We start from the raw sequence: 17,537 nt of genomic DNA, 5'->3' as shown, positions 1-17,537 counted from the left end.
TGGCTGCTTTTCCGGTTCCGATCCGTCCGCTTCAGTCGCTTTCGCCGCATCAGTGGGGGTTCTGTCCGGCTCGCTCATTCATGCCCTTCCGATTCCGGTTTGCGAGCCGAAGACTACTGGGGGTGTCCGATGCGCGGCCGCGCGCCCGGTCCCCCGTGGGCCGGGCGCGCGGTTCTCCCCTCCCCGCCGGTGGTCAGTCGGTGCGGACGCAGTCGATGTAGGGGCGGACGTAATCGGGGGTCGGGAAGGAGGCCAGCGCCCGGGCCAGGGCCTCCAGGGTGGTGGCGGCCAGCGCGATGCTCGGGTCGATGCGGTTGCCGGCCTGGTAGGGCTTGTCGGACTCTTCCCGGTAGGACAGCAGCCAGGTCGCGCGGTGCTCGGTGTGCAGCGCGACGAAGGCGTTGTAGTCGGGGGCCACGCCGGGGACGCAGCGCGAGGGCGGGACCTCGGGTGCGGCGGGCGGGGCGTCGGGCAGGCGGCGGAGGCCGCGCGCGTGCCGGGGCGGGGGCCCGGGGTTGGGCAGCACGCCCAGGACCGGGACCACGAGCAGGATGAACACGGACAGCAGGTTCCACAGGGTGGGGAAGCGCTCCCCATCGCGATGGTGGATACCATGACACATGTCGTCACCTCGGTGTGAGAGTCGGGTGATGGCCACGCCCTCGGACGGCCGACACCGTCGCGGGGGTCTTGCTATGCCAGAAGGCTTCCACCTGCAATGACGTTCTTCCACGCCAGGGCGAATATTGAGAAATATTGAGAAGCCCATGGAGAATTTCTCGGAATTCTGAGAAGGTGTGGAGAAATCCAGAAAACCCTACCGAGGCATTCCCCCTTGGAGGACAATCGCCTCATGGGAGCTCATGACACGGAGGTATGCAGGCGATTCGGGGCCCACCTCCGCCAACTTCGCGAATCGAAAAGGATGACGCAGCGCGCCGTCGGGCGCGCGATCGGCGTCAACCACAACCACGTCTCCAACCTTGAGCGGGGTGAACGGCGCCCCACGCCCGCCCTGCTCATGGCCCTCGATGCCCTGCTGACCGGGGATGAGCGCCTCGAACGCCTCTGGGAGTCACTGAACGAGGCGAACCAGCCTGCGTGGCTCAGTGCGATCCGGGACGTCCAGCGCGATGCGCTCTCCATCCTCCAGTTCCAGGCTCAGGCCATTCCCGGGCTGCTTCAGACCGAGCGCTACGCCCGCTCTCTCATCGCTGCAATCTCTTTTTGGGAATCCCCCGCCTGGGTGGACGACCGCGTCGAGGAGCGGATGGAACGCGCCCGCTGGTTCGCCGTGGCGGAGCGGCCTTTCCTCGTCACGGTCCTGCCGGAAAGCGTCATCGAGAACCCCATCGGCTCACCGGAGATCATGCGGGAGCAGCTCGACCATCTGGTCGGTCTCGCCGACGCCGGCCGGATCAGCCTCCAGGTCGTCACCGGGCACGAGCACCCCGGCCTCCTCGGGCCCTTCATGATCATCGCGCCGTCGGTCGGCCCGGAAGTGGTCTACGCCGAGAGCGCCGTCGAAGGCCGCGTGATCGACGACTCGCCCGAGGTCGCAAGGTTTAAGCTTCGCTTTGGGCGCCTCCAGGCCGTCGCCCTGAGCCCCGAGCAGACCCTGACCCTGATCAAAGAGAAAGCGGAAGGCTTCGATGGCTGACTTCGCATGGCACAAGAGCAGCTACAGCCAGGGCGGCCACCAGGAGTGCGTCGAGGTCGCCGAGGGGCGGACCACCGCCCTCCGAGACACCCGCAACCGCCACCTCGGCCACCTCGAATTCCCCGCGGGCGAGTGGGAGGCGTTCATCGCGGCGGTGAAGGGCTAGCCGCACCCCTCGAACTGGGGAACCGAAGTGACCAGGTCCAGGCCGGTCTCGCCGAACCACTCGTCCAGGAGCTTCTCGGCGGTGCCGTCCTGGTACATCTTCGTGACCGCGCGGTTGACCTCCTCGCAGCCGCCGACGTCCTCCTTCGCGATGCCGATGCCGTACTTCTCGTTCGTGAACGGGGCGTTGACCAGGCGGAAGGCGGAGGGGTCGGAGGCGAGGAAGCCGGCCAGGATCAGGTCGTCGGTGGAGACCGCGTCGACCGAGCCGTCGGCGAGGCGGGTGACGCAGTCGCCGTAGGCGGGCTCCTCCTCCAGTTCGGCGGCGATGCCCTTCTCCTCGATGATCCGGTTGGCGGAGTTGGAGCCCTCGCCCTGGCAGAGCGTCATGCCCTCCAGGTCGCGGACGTCCTCCACGTCCTCCTCGTCCGCGCCGACCAGGATGTCCTGGTGCGCCACGTAGTAGGGGCCGGCGAAGTTCACCACGCTCTTGCGCTGCTCGGTGATGGAGTAGGTGGCGACCACCATGTCCACGTCGCCCGCGGTGATCACGTCCTCCCGCTGGGCCGAGGTGACCCCGGTGAACTCCACGTCCTCCTCGGCGATGCCCAGGTGGCCGGCGATGTAGAGGGCGACGTCCACGTCGAAGCCCTCGAACCTGCCCTCGGCGGCCTCCAGGCCCAGCCCCGGCTGGTCCGCCTTGACCCCCACCACCAGGGAGTCCTTGCCGGTCAGGGAGGAGGTTCCGGCGAACACGGCCGAGCAGCCGGCCAGCGGCGCCAGGCAGAGCAGCGCCGCGGCGGCGGCCGCGCGGGCGGGGAGGGATGTGCGGGCGGGAAGGGACGAACGGGCAGGGAGGGACCGGCGGCGGTGCGGTGTCGGGTCGGTCATCGGTACTCCGCCAATCGGGGGTAGGCGCCCGCGACCGCCAGGGCGGCCACCGCGAGCACGGCGGCGGGCAGGATCCAGCCCCATCCGCGCAGCCCGCGGTCGCCCGCCGCGACGGCCTCCTCGTAGGCGTCGGCGTGCATCCGGGTCAGGTCGGCCAGGGCCGACTCGTAGGCGGCGTAGGCCTCCTCCGCCTCGCCCATCCGGAACTCCACGGCCTCGGAGCGCGAGCCGTCCCGGGCGATCTCCCGCAGCTCCGCGTCGGCCTGCTGGAAGGCGAGGTAGGCGTCGAGCACGTCGGCGGCGCGCTCCCGGCCGCCCTCCTGGGAGGGCTCGGCGGCCTCCAGCCCGAGCAGGCCGAGCAGCTCGGCGTCGGGGTAGGCGCCGACCGACTCCTCCAGCTGCGCGGTGTAGGCGGCCAGGTCCTCCCCCTCCACGAAGACCACCGAGCGGGCACCGTCCAGGTAGACCTGCGCGTAGGTGTCGGCCCGCCCGCCGTCGAGCAGGAACCGGCTCTGGTCGCCGTGCATGCCGGTGCTGATCGCGTGCGCCCTGGACAGCGCCAGCACCGAGTCCAGGCCGTCCTCCTTGGCCGCGCGCATCCGCTCGGCCTGGAGCAGCAGGGTGCCGGCGGCGGCCCCGGTGAGCAGCAGCGCGCCGGCGGCGGCCACCGCCACCGCCGGGTTGACCCGGCGGCGGAACCGGGTGGCCAGGTTGCGGTGGTGCCAGCCGAGGGCGGCGACGGCGGCCAGCCCGGCGGCGGCGGTCCAGCCGGCGCCGGCCAGCACCGCGGCGCGCTTCTCCTCGTAGGTGACGCGGACGGTGGCGCCGCTGTCCAGGGTCAGGTTGTAGGCCTTGGGGAGCAGCTCCAGCCGCATCAGGTCGGTGGCGTCCCGGTACAGGCCGACGGCCTCGTCCGAGGGCTCGCCGTCCTCGGACCCGGCGGCCCGGGCCTCGGTGACCAGCCGCTCGTAGGCGCCGAGCCCGTCGATGACCTCGCGGACGTTGCGCTCCTCGGCGCCGCTGCCCTCGGCGAGCTGGGCGGCCTGCACCAGGGCGGCGCCGGCCTCGCCGCGCCGGCGGTCGTAGATCCGCTCCGCCTCCTCGGCCCGGTCGCCGTCGCCGACCAGCAGGACGTTGGCGGTCTGGGCGTCCATGTCGCTGAGCGCCAGGTACAGGTCGCTGGAGGCGGCGACCTTGGCCCCGGCGCCGCTCCCGATCACCTGGAAGCCCTCCCTGGCCTGGGACATCGCCGCCGTCGCCGCGGCGAACAGCAGGCCGGCGGCGACCAGGGCGGCCAGCGCGGAGAGCCGGATCCGGCCCGGGGTGCCGCTGCCCAGCCAGTGCCGCAGCACGGCCCGGGCCCGGCGCGCCCCGGTGCGGGGGGCGGGCGGTTCGGGGGCCCGCGGAACCGGGTCCGCAGGCGGTGCGTGCGTCTGCGCCATCCGGGTCACCCCTTCTGCAGTGTGATCACGGTCCACGCGCCGACGTAGACCCGGTCGCCGTCGTGCACCTGGTACTCGCGGTGCGGTTCGATCGGGTTGTCGGTGCCGTTGATGGTGGTGCCGTTGACCGCGCCGAGGTCGACGATGACCCAGGCGCCGCCGGGCCGGGCGAGCAGCACCGCGTGCCGGTGCGAGACGGCGACGTCCTCCGGCGGGCCGGCCAGGTCGATCTCCGGGACGATGCCGCGCCGCCTGCTGCGCCGGCCGATGTGCACCTCCGGCCGGTTCAGCGGGACGCGGCGGCGCGGGGGCTGGGCGGGGAAGGCGAGCCGGCTCGGGTCGAGCATCCCGCGGTCCGCCATGGCCTGGTAGAACGCCGGGTCGGCGGTGATCACGGCGCGCCACAGGCCGGGAACGGAGGGGCGGCTCTCGCCGGGGCCGCTCGGCCCGGACTGGCCGGTCCGGCCGGCCGCCGAGGCCCGGCGCGGCGGTTCGGAGGGCGGCCGCGGCGCGTCCGGGCGGACCGCGGGCAGCCGCCCGTCCGGCTGGGTGGCGTCGTCCAGGGAGAAGTCGTGGCCGCACGCCTCGCAGAACCGCCCGGCGCGCGGCGTGGAGCAGTTCGGGCACGGCGGCCCCTCCTCCGGCCCGGCGCGGCGCGCGGCCGGCCGCGGCGCCATGCGGATACCGCAGACGTCGCAGAAGTCCGGCGCCGCGGACTGGTGCCCTGCCGGGCATCTGGGCATGGAAGGCCCTCCCTCTTCCTACTCCCCCTTCGCGGACTCCCCCGCCCCCCGGGTGCGCACCGTCCGGGTGGAGTAGGTGTCCAGGGTCATCTCGTCCGCCTTCTCCACCTCCTTCTTGAGCCGGACCGTTCCGGTGGCCGGGTCGACCACGTCGACGACCCGGCCGAGCATCTCGGCGGTGGCCCGGTTCCCCGAGGCGTGCGCCAGTGCGACGGCGCGGCCCAGCCGGACGGTGGCCGACTCGTCGTCGCCCTCCCGGCGCGCCCTGAGCCCCTCCTGGATGGCGCGGGAGAGCTCCACCTGGCCGGTGTAGTGCGCGACCCGGGCGTTGATCTCGGTCGCCTTGGCCTCGTCCTCGGTCCATTCGGCGAGGACGTTGCCGGAGGCGAGCACCGCGCCGCCGGCGGAGGGGGCGACCAGCTTGACCCAGCCGGCCCGCATCTGCTGCCCCGGGGCGCCCGCGGGCACCTCGATGCACAGGTGGTACTCGCGGCTCTCCTCGCCCCAGGAGCCCAGCGGGTAGTCGGCGGTCTGCGGCCCGCCGGCGGCGGCGCGGCCGGTGAGGTCCTCCACCCCGGGGGCGACCTGCTTGACGAAGCGGACCCGGGCCGCCTTGGGCGCCCAGAGCCGGAGCGCGACGTCGGCGACGCTCTTGCCCATGGCCCGCTCGGTCAGCGCGCGGAAGTCCTCGGCCATCCGGTCCGGGTCGCGGATGAACCCGACGTCGCCGAGGAGTGCGGAGGCGATCCGGCGCAGCTCGTCGACGTTCCAGTCGGTGCCCACGCCGCGGCAGTCGCAGACGAACCGGCCGGAGCAGCGGGCCAGGATCCGCTCGAACCCCTCGGTCTGCTCGTTGTTCTGGCCGTCGGTGAGGAGCACGGCGTGTTTGAGCGCGCCCGCGCCGAACGGGGCGAAGAGCTCGTCGGCGAGGGTGAGCCAGGTGCCCATCCGGGTGCCGCCGGAGGCGTCCAGGGAGCCGACGGCCTCCTTGGCGGCGGCGCGGGTGCGCGCGTCGGCGGGGACCAGGCGGGGTTCGGCCGGGTAGACGAGGCGGGCGACGCCGGTGCCGCAGACGATGCCGAAGTGCACCCCGTCGCGGAGGGCGTCCACGGCGGCGCGGGCCGCCCGTTTGGCGGCGACGATCTTCTCGCCGTACATGGAGCCGGAGCCGTCGATGATGACGACCTCGGCGGCGGGCGGCGGCCCGCCGCCGGCAGGGCCCGCGCCGGGGGGCGGGGATCCGGAGCCCGCGGCGACGGTGACGATGGCGTGCACCTCGGTGCCGCCGACGGGAAGGTAGGGGTTCTGGTCCACGTCCACCCGGAAGCCGGGCGGGCCGCCGGACGCTGTGTTCACGGCACCTCCTCGGGGACGCTGATCACGACCACGGTGATGTTGTCCCGGCCGCCGGCGTCCAGGGCGAACCGCACCCCGGCGCGGGCCGCCCCGGCCGGGTCGCCGTGCGCGCCGGTCAGGACCGCGGCCAGCTCGTCGGGTTCGGGCGCGTAGTTCCACAGCCCGTCGGAGCAGATCACGATGGCCCCGGGGCCGCGCGGTTCGACCGTGACGACGTGCCCGTCCACCTCGCCGGAGTCGGCGCCGAGCCAGGCGGTGATGGCGTGCGCGTAGAGCGACTCCTCGGCCTCCTGGGCGGTGAGCACGCCCGCCTCCACCATGGCGGTGCTCCACGAGTCGTCCCGGGTGAGCCGGCGGGCGGGCCCGGGGGCGCCCGGGCCGGGCAGCCAGTAGGCGCGGCTGTCGCCGATCCAGCCGATGGTGACCGGGCCGCCGCCCTCGGGCATCGACGCCGACACGTAGGTGCAGGCGGGTGCGCCGTCCGGGCCGGCGAGCGCGGCGACGGCGGCGGCCGCGCGGGTCAGCCCGGCCGCGGCGGCCTCCCGGTGGTCCGCGCCGCCGCGCAGCGCCTCGGCGACGGCGGCCGCGCCGGTCTCCGCGGCGACCAGGGACGCGTCGTCGGGCCGCGGCGAGGAGGACACCCCGTCGCAGACCACCCCGATCATCGCGGGCGAGCGCGAGCCCGGGGTGAGCATCGCCATCGCGTCCTCGTTCCGCTCGTGGCGCAGGCCGCGGTCGGTGACGCCGGCGATGGGCCCCAGCGCCGTCTCGATCCGGTCCCGCTCGGCGGGCTCGTGCTCCGGCTCCGGTTCGGGCTCGGGCGGGTCCTCGCCGAGCCGGTTGCCGCAGTTCTCGCAGTACTCGTCTTCGCTGCCGATCACGTCGTCACAGGCCGGGCAGGTCAGCAGCACCTCCGCTCCCGTCCCGGTCTCCTCCCCGTTCATAGTCTGACGCCTTTCCACGGGCGGGGGAGGCCCGGTGTCGTTCGCTCACCACGGAAGGGGGGCGGGGTCATATCCAGGTCCTCGGGCGGCGGGCGTTAGCGCGGTCGACCAGCCTCCGGCGCTCGGCGGGGTCGGTGGCGGTGCGGGCCAGGGCGCGGTAGGTGCGTTCCAGGTTGCGGCGGAGGCCCTCTTCGTCCAGGTCGTCGCCGAGCAGCCGGACCGGGCGGGCCGGGGCGCCGCCGGCCAGGACCCAGTCCAGGGCGGTCTCCAGGACCCGGGTGCGGAGCCGGTCGCCGACCGCGCCCTGCAGGCCGAGGCGCTCCAGCCGGCGGCCGGCCTCGGTCAGGTCGGCCTCGCCGAGCGCCCCCTGCCCGTCCGCGGCGACCTGGGCGGTGACCGCCGCGGTCTGCGCGGCGGTGTACAGACTGGACAGCTCGGGCACGGTGTCCAGGACCTGGGCGGCCCCGACCCGGTCGCCCTGGGCGAGCCGGATCCGGGCCAGCCGGAACGCGGCGCCGACGTAGGAGCGGTCGGTGGTCCAGACGGTGTCCAGCAGCCGGGCCGCGGCGTCCGGCTCCCCGGTGCGCTCCAGGCAGGCGGCGAGGCCGAGCTTGGGGGCGGCCTCCCCGGGCAGGTGCGAGTAGAGCTCGTCGAAGCGGTCCCGGGCGTGCGCCCAGTCGCCGAGCCGGACCGAGGTGAGCGCGTCGTACCAGTGGGTGCGCCAGTCCCCGGGCATGCGCGCCTCGAACTCGGCGAGCGGCCCGGCGGCCTCCTCCGCGCGGCCGGACAGGATCAGCGCCCGGGCCAGCATCAGCCGGGTCTCCGGGGTGGGCGAGGGGGCGGCCTCCAGGGTGGCGACCAGCTCCTCGGGGCGGCCCGCGGCCAGCCCGCCGAGCAGGCCCGCCGCCGGGTCGGCCGGGTCGACCAGCGGGACCGGGAGGGTGGCGGCCAGGCCGGCCGGGGTGTCCGGTCCGAGCAGCGCGTCCGGGGCGCCGCCGGCGCGGACCTCGGGGGCGGCGCCGGACAGGAACCGCTCCGGCCCGAACAGGGTGGACGGCGCCGGGTGCGCCTGCCCGGAGTCGAGCGAGAGGACCTCCCGGAGCACCCCGGTGAGCTGGTCGGACATGTCGCCGGCGCTGTGGAACCGGCTGTCGGGCTCGGGATGGGTGGTGCGCAGCAGGAAGCGGTGGTAGGACTCGTAGACCTCGAAGACCGGGGCCTGCGCCGGGTCGGGCAGGGTGTGCGGGTGCTCCCGGGTGAAGCTGAACCGGGTGCTGAGCACCGCCATGGTCCGGCCCACCGTGTACAGGTCGGAGGAGACGGTGGGGCCCAGTTCGCGCAGCTCCGCCTCGGGGACCCGGTAGCCGGGGGTGGTGTAGACGGGGGTGATCGCGTCCTCGATGCGCCGCACCCCGCCCAGGTCGATGAGCTTGATCTGCTCCTCGCTCTGGATCACGTTGTCCGGTTTGAAGTCGCAGTAGAGCAGGCCCTTGGCGTGCAGGTGGTCCAGGGCCCGCAGCACCTCCAGCGCGTACGCGATGACCTGCGCGACCGGCAGGCTCGCGGTCTCCGACTCGCGTTCGCGCTGCTCCACGATGAGGTCGCGGAGCGACTTGCCGCCGACGTACTCCATCACGATGTGGCCGACCGGCACCCCGGTGCGCGGGTCCGGGTGCTGCACGAAGTTGATGATCTTGACGATGTTGGGGTGCTCCACCTCGGCGAGGAAGGAGCGCTCCGCCGCCGCGGTCTTGTGCGCTTCGGCGTCGCCGCTGTTCAGCAGGCCTTTGAGCACCACCCAGCGGTCGCTGACGTTGTGGTCGCGGGCCAGGTGGATCCAGCCGAGCCCGCCGTGCGCCAGGGCGCCCAGCACCTCGTACTGGCCGGCCACCAGGTCGCCCTTGCGGAGCTTGGGGGTGAAGGAGAACTCGGTGCCGCAGGACCGGCAGAACCCCTCGGTGCGGCCGGGGCGGTCGCCGCGGGACCGGCCGACCTTCTCCCCGCAGTTGCCGCAGAACCGGTTCTTCTCCGCGACGGCCGGGTCGGCCATCACCGCCGTGGCCGGGTCCCGGTAGGGCACCGGCGGCACCTGCACCAGGCCCAGTCCGAGCATGCCGCGCCGGCTCGACCCGGTGCGGCGGCTCACCCGGCCGGAGGGGGTGCTGCGGGTGGCCAGCCGCCCGGAGGGGCCGCTCACCGGGGAGGGGCGCGACCCGGCCCGGGTGGCGGGGCGGCGGGCGGACGGGGAGGGGCGCGAGGGGTGGCCCGGCCCCTGCGCCGGGCGGGGCACCCGCGGCGCCGGTGCGGCGGTGGGCGCCGACCCGGGGGCCGGTCCGGACGGCGGTCCGGATGCCGGCTCGGGCACGGGCCCGGACCCCGGCCCGGACGCCGGCTCGGGCGCGGGTCCGGGCGGCGCCTGAGGTGCGGGAGGTGATGGAGACGCGGGAGGTGACGGAGGCGCGGGGGGCGCCGCCGGGGCGGCCGCGGCCGGCGCCCGGGACGGGGCCAGGCCGCACACCGTGCAGAAGCCGTCCTCGACGGTCCCGCCGCACGCCCGGTCGGTGCAGGTGGTCATCGGGGCGTCCCTCCTCTCCCTCGGGTCCCCCGGGCTGCGGGCGCCGCGGGGCGCTCCGACGCTGCGGCGACGGCGCGCCGGTAGTCGGCGAGCGCCGCCTCGGCCGCCGCCAGGTCGCAGGGGGCGGACCAGAGCAGGCCGTGCGCGGTGCGCAGCAGCCGCGCCGCCCCGGGGTCCTCGGCGAGGCCCAGCCGGACCGCCTTCGTCCGGTAGGCGTCCAGCCGGCCGCGGAGCTCGGCGCGCCGGGCGAGCAGCTCGGCGTCGGCCCGCTCGCAGCGGCGCGCCGCGTCGGCGACGGCGCGCCGGTAGTCGGCGAGCGCCGCCTCGGCCGCCGCCAGGTCGCAGGGGGCGGACCAGAGCAGGCCGTGCGCGGTGCGCAGCAGCCGCGCCGCCCCGGGGTCCTCGGCGAGGCCCAGCCGGACCGCCTTCGTCCGGTAGGCGTCCAGCCGGCCGCGGAGCTCGGCGCGCCGGGCGAGCAGCTCGGCGTCGGCCCGCTCGCAGCGGCGCGCCGCGTCGGCGACGGCGCGGGCGTCCCGCTGCACCGCGTCGGCGGCGGCCGCCAGCTCGGTCCAGCGCCGGTCGCGGTGGAGCCGGTCCAGGTCGGCGAGGCGGCCGTGCAGCGCGGCGGTGTCCGGCGGGGCGGCCGGGGCGGGGCCGGCGATCCGCGCGCCGGTGCGGTCCCGGCTCCGGCGGGCGGCCTCGGCGGCGGCGTCCGCCTCGGCGACCTCGACGGCGAGCCCGGCACGGCGGGCGGGGAAGCCGGTGCGGGCGCGCTCCGCGGCGCGCACCGCCTCCAGCAGCCGGGCCGCATCGGCGTCGAGCCGGTCTAGGCGGGCGGTGCCGGCGCCGACGCCGAGCGGGTCGGTGCGGACCGCGGCGGCGGCCTCGGCGATCCCGGCGGCGAGCGCGTCCCGGCCCGGGGCGGGGCCGGTCCGGCCGGCCGCGGCGTCGGCTTCGGCGAGCGCGGCCTCCAGCCGCTCCACCCGGGGCAGCAGTTCGGCCCAGGCCGCGTCGATCGCGGCGACGGCGGCGGCACCGGTGTCGTAGGCGGCGCTCATCCGCCGCACCGCGGCATCGAAGGTGTACCGCTCCGGTTCCGCACCGAGCAGGCCGGCCTCCCCGGCGGCCGCCTCGGGCCGGACCAGTTCCACGGAGTCGCCGCCGAGCAGCGCGGCGAGTGCGGCGGGGTCGCCCCGGGCCGCCTCGGCCCGGGAGGCGGCGTGCCCGTAGGCGTCGAAGAGGCGCCACAGCAGGGCGAGCTCGGCGCGGCCCCGCTCCCAGCGCTCCCGGGTGGCGCCGGTCAGCTCGGCGCCCTGGAGCAGCCGGTGGGCGACGCCGCGGTCGAGTTCGACGAGGACGGCGGCGACGCGGTCGCGCACGTGGAGCACCCCGTCCAGCGTGCGCGTGTCCACCACCGCCTCTGCCACCCCCTTGCCGGGAGTCCTCGCCCTGGTCGCCCGAGACGCCCGATGCCCATGAGTCTCAGTCAGCCGAACGCCCTGGACAAGGGGCCCTGCGGCGTTCGGCCGCCTGTGGCCAGTCCCGAACCGGAGCCCTGCGGCGAGCGTCCCCAGGTCGATGATCTTGACGCTGCTGCCGTCTCAAGGCGCCCGCCGCCAAGTGGCCGCCGCAACGAGGAACAACGAGGAACTCGGGGGAAGGGAGAGGAACAAAAGGTGCCCCGCCCAGGCCCGGCGCCCCACGGAGTGAAGGTTCAAGCGGGCGGCGAAGGCGGGGAGGGGCACCGGCCGGTCGGTCCGGCGCGGCGCCCCGCAGAGCGAAGGTCAAGACGGGCGGCGACGGCGAGGGCAGGACCGGGGCGGAGGCAGTCGCCCGAGTGTCGGGCCCCACGGGGCGAGGGTTAAAGCGAGCAGCGACGGCGGCGGTGGGCACCGGCCGGTCGGTCCGGCGCGGCGCCCCGCGAAGCGAAGGTTCAGGCGGGCAGCGAGGGCGGCGGTGGGGACCGGCTGGTCGGTCGGGCGCGGCGTCTCGCAGAGTGCAGGTTCAAGCAGGCGGCGACGGCGGCGGTGGGGCGGGGTGCAGGCGGTCGCCCGGGCGCGGCACCCCACGGGGCCGGGGTTCAAACGGGCGGCGAGGGCGGGAGGGGCCGGGCGCCGCGTTCACCGGCCCGGCCCGCACCCACCAGGGCGGCCTTATCCCTGTATGCCTGGTTTGCGGCGAGGATCGGGCGAGGGTGGGGTGCCCTGCGCACCGCGAGAGCACTCCGATTACATCTACCAGCGAGTAGTAAGCCCCGAAACCCCCCACCACCCCCTCGCCGGTTACTCAGAGTGGCCAAGGCGGGCCCTCTCGGCAGGGCAAAAGCGACATCTCGCCCCCGCCTCTGCCCTCCCCGGGTTCCGGCCCCCTGCTTTGCGGCCTTGCGGGCGGCTCGAACCCCCGATCACCGGCCCGATCAGGGCGATCCGGGCCTCTCGGGGCCCGATCCGGCCCAGGGTGCGCGCCCAGGAATCACCGGGGTGCTCTCGCGGTGCGCAGGGCGGCCCACCCCGCCATCACCCTGCGTATTTACCCAGGTCAGAGAGGTGTGGCGGTTTCAGAGACGGCCGGCCCCGGCGCCCGGGCGACGCGGGAACGGCGCCCCGCCCCCCAGACCCGCCCCGGCCGGCCCACCCCGCTCTGCCGCGCCCGACCGACCAGCCGGTCCCCTCCCGCCGTCGCCGCCCGCTTGAACCTTCACCCCGTGGGGCCCGACACCCGGGCGACCACCGTTGCCTCGCCCCTGCCGCTGCCGTCGCCGCTGCTTGAACCTTCGCTCCGCGACGTGCCGCGCCGGACCGACCGGCCGGTCCCCGTCGCTGCCTTCGCCGCCGGCTTGAACCCCGACCCCGTGGGGCGCCGCGCCCGGGCGACCATCTGCACCCCGTCCCCACCTCTGCCGTCGCCGCCTGTCTGAACCCTCACCCCGTAGGGCGCCGCGCCCGACCGACCAGCCGGTCCCCACCGCCGCCTTCGCCGCCCGCCTGAACCTGCACCCCGTGGGGCCCGCGCCCGGGCGACCGCCTCCGCCCCGCCCCTGCCGCTGCCGTCGCCGCCCGCTTGGACCCCCGCCCCGTGGGGCGCCGCGCCTGTGGGAAGGGGCGGTCAGGAGAGCCAGCCGGGGCGGACCACGCCGGACTCGTAGGCGATCACCACCAGTTGGGCGCGGTCCCGGGCGCCGAGCTTGGTGAGTACCCGGCTGACGTGGGTCTTGGCGGTGGCGGGGCTGACCACCAGGCGCCGGGCGAGCTCCTCGTTGCTCAGCCCGGCGGCGACCGCGGAGAGCACCTCGCGCTCCCGCTCGGTGAGGCTGTTCAGCCTGGGGGCGGGCGGCGGCTCCTTGATCCGGCCGGCGAACTCGGAGATGAGCCGGCGGGTGACCGAGGGCGCCAGCAGCGCGTCGCCGCGGGCGACCACCCGCACCCCGTGGATCAGCTCCATCGGCTCGGTGTCCTTGACCAGGAACCCGGCGGCGCCGGACTTCAGCCCGCCGTAGACGTACTCGTCCAGGTCGAAGGTGGTGAGGATGACGACCCGGACCCCGGACAGCCGGTCGTCGGCGGCGATCCGGCGGGTGGCCTCCAGCCCGTCGACGCCGGGCATCCGGATGTCCATCAGCACCACGTCGGGCCGCTCCCGGGCGGCCAGGGCGACCGCCTCCGCGCCGTCGGCGGCCTCGCCGACCACCTCGATGTCGTCCTCGCCCTCCAGCATCGACCGGAACCCGGCGCGGACGAGGGTCTGGTCGTCGGCGATCACCACGCGGATCATTCTCGGCCTCCCGGGTAGGGCCGGGCCGCGGCCCGGCGAGCGCCCCCATACTGCACCACCGGGCGGCGGCGTGCAGGCGTGCGGACGGGTCAGTCGCCGGTCGTGTCCGCACCCCCGGTGGGCAGCTCGGCGCGGACCAGGAAGCCGCCTCCGGGGCGCGGGCCCGCGGTGATCCTGCCGCCGAGCGCGGCCGCCCGCTCGCGCATCCCGCGCAGCCCGTTGCCCTCGGCGGGCGGCTCCGCGCCGCCGCTGCCGTCGTCGGCGACCTCCACCGCCAGTTCGCCGGGCGCGTACCCGACGGCCACCCTCACCGAGGAGGCCCCGGCGTGCCGGCGGACGTTGGCCAGCGCCTCCTGCACGATCCGGTAGGCGGCCAGGCCCACCTGGGCGGAGGGCGGCCGGCCGGGTTCGCCGTGCACGGTGAGGCGCGCGTCCAGGCCGGCCTTGCGGGCCGCCTCGACCAGCTCCCCGATCCGGTCGGCGGTGGGGGCGGGGTCGACCGGCGCGCCGCCCCCGCCGTCCTCGTCGACCTGGCGCAGCACCCCGAGGGTGGCGCGCACCTCGCGCAGCGTCTCCTTGCTGGTCTCCTTGATCGCGTCCAGCGCGGCGTAGGCCTGCTCCGGGTCGCGCCGGTGCCCGGCGGCCGCGGCCTGCACGTTGATCAGCGAGATGTTGTGCGCGATGACGTCGTGCAGCTCCCGGGCGATGCGCATCCGCTCCTCGGTGGCGCGGCGCCGGGCCTCCTCCTCGCGGGTCCGCTCGGCCTCCGCGGCGCGCTCCTCCACCTCCCGCAGGTAGGCATTGCGGCTGCGGGCGATCTCGCCGAGGGCGAGCACCACCGCCATCCACGCGGCGATGGCCAGCGCCCGCCACAGCTGGAAGTCGAAGAGCTCGCCGACGGCGAACATCGCGAGGGAGATCAGCAGGGTGGCGTCGGCCGCCGCCCGCCTGCGCGCCGAGGCGAGCAGGACCACCGCCGCGACCAGCAGGAACCACGGCAGCCAGCTGTCGGTGGCACCGAAGATGTAGTAGAGCGGGAGGGCGGGGCCGACGACCGCGGCGGTGGCGAAGGGGAACCGGTCCAGTACCGCGATCGACGCCGAGCCGACCAGCAGCAACGCGATGATGTGCGGCTGGACGGAGGCGCCCCGGGCCGCGGTGAACACCGCCTCGCCGAGCACCAGCGCCACCGCGAGCAGCACCGCGCAGGCGATGTTGAGCCGCCGCCCGGTCAGCCGGTACGACCACGGCCTCTCCCTCTCGGGCCGGCCCTCCGCCATGGCGCCTCCCTCTCCCGGTCCGCGCGGTCCAGGGAGAACGCTATGCGGGCGGCGGGGCGGGCGTCGTCGGCCCGCGGTCGACACCCCCGCTACACCGCGAGCGGTACGCCCCCCGGTGGTCTTGACGTCGCGGACCTGTCAGAGCACGCTGACGGGCTCGCGACGTCAAGACCGCCGGGGGGCGGGCGGGGGTTGCGGGGTCAGGCGGCGGGGCCCGGGGTGCCGCGGAGTTTGCGCAGCCGCAGGCTGAGGAAGATCAGCACGATGCCGAAGAAGACCGCGTAGACGCCGATGATGAGCGCGATGGCCACCGCGCCGCCCAGCGGCCAGAACCACAGCAGCAGGCCGAAGCAGACCGAGAGCACGCCGCTGAGGATGTACAGCCACTCGCCGGTGATCTCCTTGCGCAGCCGGATGGCCGCGATGATCTCGACGATGCCGGTGATCACCGCCCAGGCGCCGATGAGGACGGTGAGCACGACGACGGTGGCCACCGGCCAGAGCAGCGCGGCGATGCCGAGCAGGATGCCGACCACCGCCTCCACCACCAGCGGGATGCGGCTCCCGGGGTCGGCCTGGACCGCGTGGACGCCGGCGAGCACCCCGTCGACCAGTGCGTAGGCGCCGAACAGCAGGGCCAGCACGATGGCGGTCATCTCCGGCCAGAAGAGCGCGAGCAGCCCGAAGAGCAGGGCGGCGACGCCGCGCACGGTCAGGACCCACCAGTTCCGGCTCAAGAAGTCGAGCATGGTCGAGAGGTGCCCGCTGCCTTCCGGGGCGATCACCAACGGAAGGGAAATTCTCACTCAAAGTGACTTCGGAACCGCGAAGAGTGCGGTGGGCGGCGTCCTCTGCCGCCCACCGCACCCGGTGGCCGCCGGCCCGCCGCCCGTCGCGGGGCGGCGCGGACTCACCCCTGGCCGGGGTAGGCGCGCTCGGTCGGGCCGGTGTAGAGCTGGCGCGGGCGGGCGATCCGGGTCGCCGGGTCCTTGCGCTGCTCCCGCCAGTGCGCGATCCAGCCGGGGAGCCGGCCGAGCGCGAACAGCACGGTGAACATGTTGGTCGGGAAGCCCATCGCCCGGTAGATGACGCCGCTGTAGAAGTCGACGTTGGGGTAGAGCTTGCGGTCGGTGAAGTAGGAGTCGTCGAGGGCCTTGCCCTCCAGCTCCAGGGCGAGCGCGAAGAGCTCGTCCGGCTCTTCCTGGCGGGCCAGGATGTCGGCGGCCAGGCCCTTGATCTCGCGGCTGCGCGGGTCGAAGTTCTTGTAGACCCGGTGGCCGAAGCCCATCAGGCGGGTCTTGGACTCCTTGTCCTTGACCTTGGCGAGGAAGGAGTCGATGTCGCCGCCGAGGTCGCGGATCTCCTCCAGCATCTCCAGGACGGCCTGGTTGGCGCCGCCGTGCAGCGGGCCGAACAGGGCGTTGATGCCGGCCGAGACGCTGCCGTAGATGTCGGCGTCGGAGGAGCCGACGACGCGCACGGTGGCGGTGGAGCAGTTCAGCTCGTGGTCGGCGTGGAGCAGCAGGAGCAGGTCGAGCGCCTTGGCGTAGAGCGCGTCCAGCTCGCTGTCGCCGCTGCCGTCGCCGAACAGCATGTGCAGCAGGTTGCCGACGTAGTCCAGGGACGGGTCCGGAGCGATCGGCTCGGCCCCGATGGAGCGGCGGTAGATGTGCGCGGCGATCGTCGGCAGCTTGGCCAACAGCCGGATCGTGGCGCTCTCGACCTGGTCGTCGTCCTTGGGGTCGACGCTGTCGGCGTAGTAGGCGGCCAGCGTGTTGACCGCGGCGGCGAGGAGCGTCATCGGGTGCCCGTTGCGCGGCAGCGCGTCGAGCAGGGCGCTCATCTCGGCGGGGATCTCGGCGTTGGCGCTGAGCTGCTCGCCGAACTCCTTGAGGTCACCCGGGGAGGGAAGCTCGCCGCGGATGACGAGGTAGGCCACCTCCAGGAACGAGCTGTGCTTGGCCAGATCCTGGATCGGGTAGCCGCGATAGCGGAGGATCCCGGCGGCGCCGTCGATGTAGGTGATCTCCGACCGGCAGGAGGCGGTGTTGCCGAAACCGGGGTCGAGAGTGGTCATCGAGGCGCCCGACAGCAGGTTCTTGACGTCGATGGCCTGGTCGCCCTCGGAACCGGTCAGCAGCGGGAAGGTCTGTTCCCCGCCGTCGTACCGCAGCTCGACCGTGCGCCCTTTGCCGTCTTCACTCATGCCCGAGCCAACCTTTCAAGCCTTCCAGGCGGGGTGCGGGGGCGTGCGGAGGGGTGCCCCCCGCCACGCTTTCGGTACTGACTTTGTTCCCTTTTATTAAACTCCAGTGAAGTAAAATCATACAATTCTCACGCATTCACGAACAGGTGACGTGAGACACACCGGAAGCAGTACCCGGATTCATCGTACTGTAAATAAATGAAAGTTTTTACGCACGCAGGATGAGCCGGTCGTCACGCGACGGCAACGCCGTGCCCGGTCAGAGGTCGCCGGCCTCGGCTCGGCGCCCCTGTGAAACTTCCCACCGAAGGAGTCCTTCCCAGCTCGGCGGGGAGAATCGTGATGATTCCGTATGTCATTCGTCGCCGTTCACTCATGCGCACATCTGTGCACAGAGTGCGCAGAGCGCCTCATTCCCCCGGGTCGACGCCGCCGGCCAGCAGCGGTTCCATCACCATGTCGGGGTGCTCGCGCTCGATCACCCGCAGCCGCCACTTGTTGTGC

14 protein-coding genes are annotated in these 17,537 nt (G+C 74.6%); 2 read left to right on the top strand and 12 right to left on the bottom strand.

Annotation, left to right across the window (positions count from 1 at the left end; genetic code table 11):
- Positions 1–193: 193 nt before the first annotated feature.
- Positions 194–622 carry a hypothetical protein gene (locus tag D459_RS0118085; RefSeq protein ID WP_152523030.1) on the bottom strand — a complete coding sequence of 143 codons (429 nt, stop codon included), beginning with the start codon at positions 620–622 and terminating at the stop codon, positions 194–196.
- A gap of 231 nt (positions 623–853) precedes the next feature.
- Here D459_RS0118085 and D459_RS0118080 point away from each other — a divergent pair, with 231 nt between their 5' ends.
- Together D459_RS0118080 and D459_RS34500 are read left to right on the top strand one after the other, a co-directional pair.
- Entirely contained in the window at positions 854–1,660 is an 807-nt protein-coding gene (locus D459_RS0118080) for a helix-turn-helix domain-containing protein (protein ID WP_026120507.1), read from the top strand.
- Positions 1,653–1,826 carry a DUF397 domain-containing protein gene (locus tag D459_RS34500; RefSeq protein ID WP_017594413.1) on the top strand — a complete coding sequence of 58 codons (174 nt, stop codon included), beginning with the start codon at positions 1,653–1,655 and terminating at the stop codon, positions 1,824–1,826. Before D459_RS0118080 ends, D459_RS34500 begins: the two co-directional genes overlap by 8 nt.
- On the opposite strand, the gene D459_RS0118070 is transcribed toward D459_RS34500, so the two are convergent.
- From D459_RS0118070 to D459_RS0118015, 11 genes are all read right to left on the bottom strand, one after another.
- Positions 1,823–2,716 carry a glutamate ABC transporter substrate-binding protein gene (locus D459_RS0118070; RefSeq protein WP_017594412.1) on the bottom strand — a complete coding sequence of 298 codons (894 nt, stop codon included), beginning with the start codon at positions 2,714–2,716 and terminating at the stop codon, positions 1,823–1,825. The genes D459_RS34500 and D459_RS0118070 overlap by 4 nt on opposite strands.
- On the bottom strand, positions 2,713–4,158 hold the full coding sequence (locus D459_RS0118065; protein ID WP_017594411.1) for a hypothetical protein: 1,446 nt from the start codon (positions 4,156–4,158) through the stop codon (positions 2,713–2,715). Before D459_RS0118065 ends, D459_RS0118070 begins: the two co-directional genes overlap by 4 nt.
- 5 nt (positions 4,159–4,163) lie before the next feature.
- The gene (locus D459_RS0118060; protein ID WP_026120506.1) at positions 4,164–4,901 is read right to left on the bottom strand and encodes an FHA domain-containing protein; all 738 of its coding nucleotides are present in this window, start codon (positions 4,899–4,901) and stop codon (positions 4,164–4,166) included.
- 18 nt (positions 4,902–4,919) lie between these two features.
- A complete protein-coding gene (locus D459_RS0118055; RefSeq protein WP_017594409.1) occupies positions 4,920–6,257 on the bottom strand; it encodes a vWA domain-containing protein in 1,338 nt (445 codons plus the stop codon).
- Entirely contained in the window at positions 6,254–7,201 is a 948-nt protein-coding gene (locus D459_RS0118050) for a PP2C family protein-serine/threonine phosphatase (RefSeq protein ID WP_017594408.1), read from the bottom strand. Before D459_RS0118050 ends, D459_RS0118055 begins: the two co-directional genes overlap by 4 nt.
- Positions 7,202–7,268: 67 nt before the next feature.
- Positions 7,269–9,776 carry a serine/threonine-protein kinase gene (locus tag D459_RS0118045; RefSeq protein ID WP_040710399.1) on the bottom strand — a complete coding sequence of 836 codons (2,508 nt, stop codon included), beginning with the start codon at positions 9,774–9,776 and terminating at the stop codon, positions 7,269–7,271.
- Entirely contained in the window at positions 9,773–11,188 is a 1,416-nt protein-coding gene (locus D459_RS32030) for a hypothetical protein (RefSeq protein ID WP_152523029.1), read from the bottom strand. Before D459_RS32030 ends, D459_RS0118045 begins: the two co-directional genes overlap by 4 nt.
- Positions 11,189–12,881: 1,693 nt before the next feature.
- A complete protein-coding gene (locus D459_RS0118030; protein ID WP_017594405.1) occupies positions 12,882–13,547 on the bottom strand; it encodes a response regulator in 666 nt (221 codons plus the stop codon).
- A gap of 89 nt (positions 13,548–13,636) precedes the next feature.
- Complete coding sequence (locus tag D459_RS0118025) at positions 13,637–14,827, bottom strand: sensor histidine kinase (RefSeq protein WP_017594404.1); 1,191 nt, start codon at positions 14,825–14,827, stop codon at positions 13,637–13,639.
- A gap of 200 nt (positions 14,828–15,027) precedes the next feature.
- Positions 15,028–15,612, bottom strand: a complete 585-nt coding sequence (locus D459_RS0118020; RefSeq protein WP_241485073.1) for an HdeD family acid-resistance protein — start codon at positions 15,610–15,612, stop codon at positions 15,028–15,030.
- 125 nt (positions 15,613–15,737) lie between these two features.
- Positions 15,738–17,033 carry a citrate synthase gene (locus tag D459_RS0118015; protein ID WP_017594402.1) on the bottom strand — a complete coding sequence of 432 codons (1,296 nt, stop codon included), beginning with the start codon at positions 17,031–17,033 and terminating at the stop codon, positions 15,738–15,740.
- Between the last annotated feature and the right edge of the window lie 504 nt (positions 17,034–17,537).

This window comes from Nocardiopsis potens DSM 45234 (genome assembly GCF_000341105.1).
In the GTDB taxonomy this organism is placed as follows: domain Bacteria; phylum Actinomycetota; class Actinomycetes; order Streptosporangiales; family Streptosporangiaceae; genus Nocardiopsis_A; species Nocardiopsis_A potens.
Note: the sequence above shows the minus strand (reverse complement) of the source record. Positions and strands in the feature narration are given on the sequence as shown.

What these genes read in the sequence shown, in the direction of transcription:
- D459_RS0118085 (WP_152523030.1), bottom strand. Translation starts at nt 622, where the DNA reads ATGTGTCATGGTATCCACCATCGCGATGGGGAGCGCTTCCCCACCCTG.
- D459_RS0118030 (WP_017594405.1), bottom strand. Translation starts at nt 13,547, where the DNA reads ATGATCCGCGTGGTGATCGCCGACGACCAGACCCTCGTCCGCGCCGGG.
- D459_RS0118065 (WP_017594411.1), bottom strand. Translation starts at nt 4,158, where the DNA reads ATGGCGCAGACGCACGCACCGCCTGCGGACCCGGTTCCGCGGGCCCCC.
- D459_RS34500 (WP_017594413.1), top strand. Translation starts at nt 1,653, where the DNA reads ATGGCTGACTTCGCATGGCACAAGAGCAGCTACAGCCAGGGCGGCCAC.
- D459_RS0118015 (WP_017594402.1), bottom strand. Translation starts at nt 17,033, where the DNA reads ATGAGTGAAGACGGCAAAGGGCGCACGGTCGAGCTGCGGTACGACGGC.
- D459_RS0118045 (WP_040710399.1), bottom strand. Translation starts at nt 9,776, where the DNA reads ATGACCACCTGCACCGACCGGGCGTGCGGCGGGACCGTCGAGGACGGC.
- D459_RS0118060 (WP_026120506.1), bottom strand. Translation starts at nt 4,901, where the DNA reads ATGCCCAGATGCCCGGCAGGGCACCAGTCCGCGGCGCCGGACTTCTGC.
- D459_RS0118070 (WP_017594412.1), bottom strand. Translation starts at nt 2,716, where the DNA reads ATGACCGACCCGACACCGCACCGCCGCCGGTCCCTCCCTGCCCGTTCG.
- D459_RS0118050 (WP_017594408.1), bottom strand. Translation starts at nt 7,201, where the DNA reads ATGAACGGGGAGGAGACCGGGACGGGAGCGGAGGTGCTGCTGACCTGC.
- D459_RS0118080 (WP_026120507.1), top strand. Translation starts at nt 854, where the DNA reads ATGGGAGCTCATGACACGGAGGTATGCAGGCGATTCGGGGCCCACCTC.
- D459_RS0118025 (WP_017594404.1), bottom strand. Translation starts at nt 14,827, where the DNA reads ATGGCGGAGGGCCGGCCCGAGAGGGAGAGGCCGTGGTCGTACCGGCTG.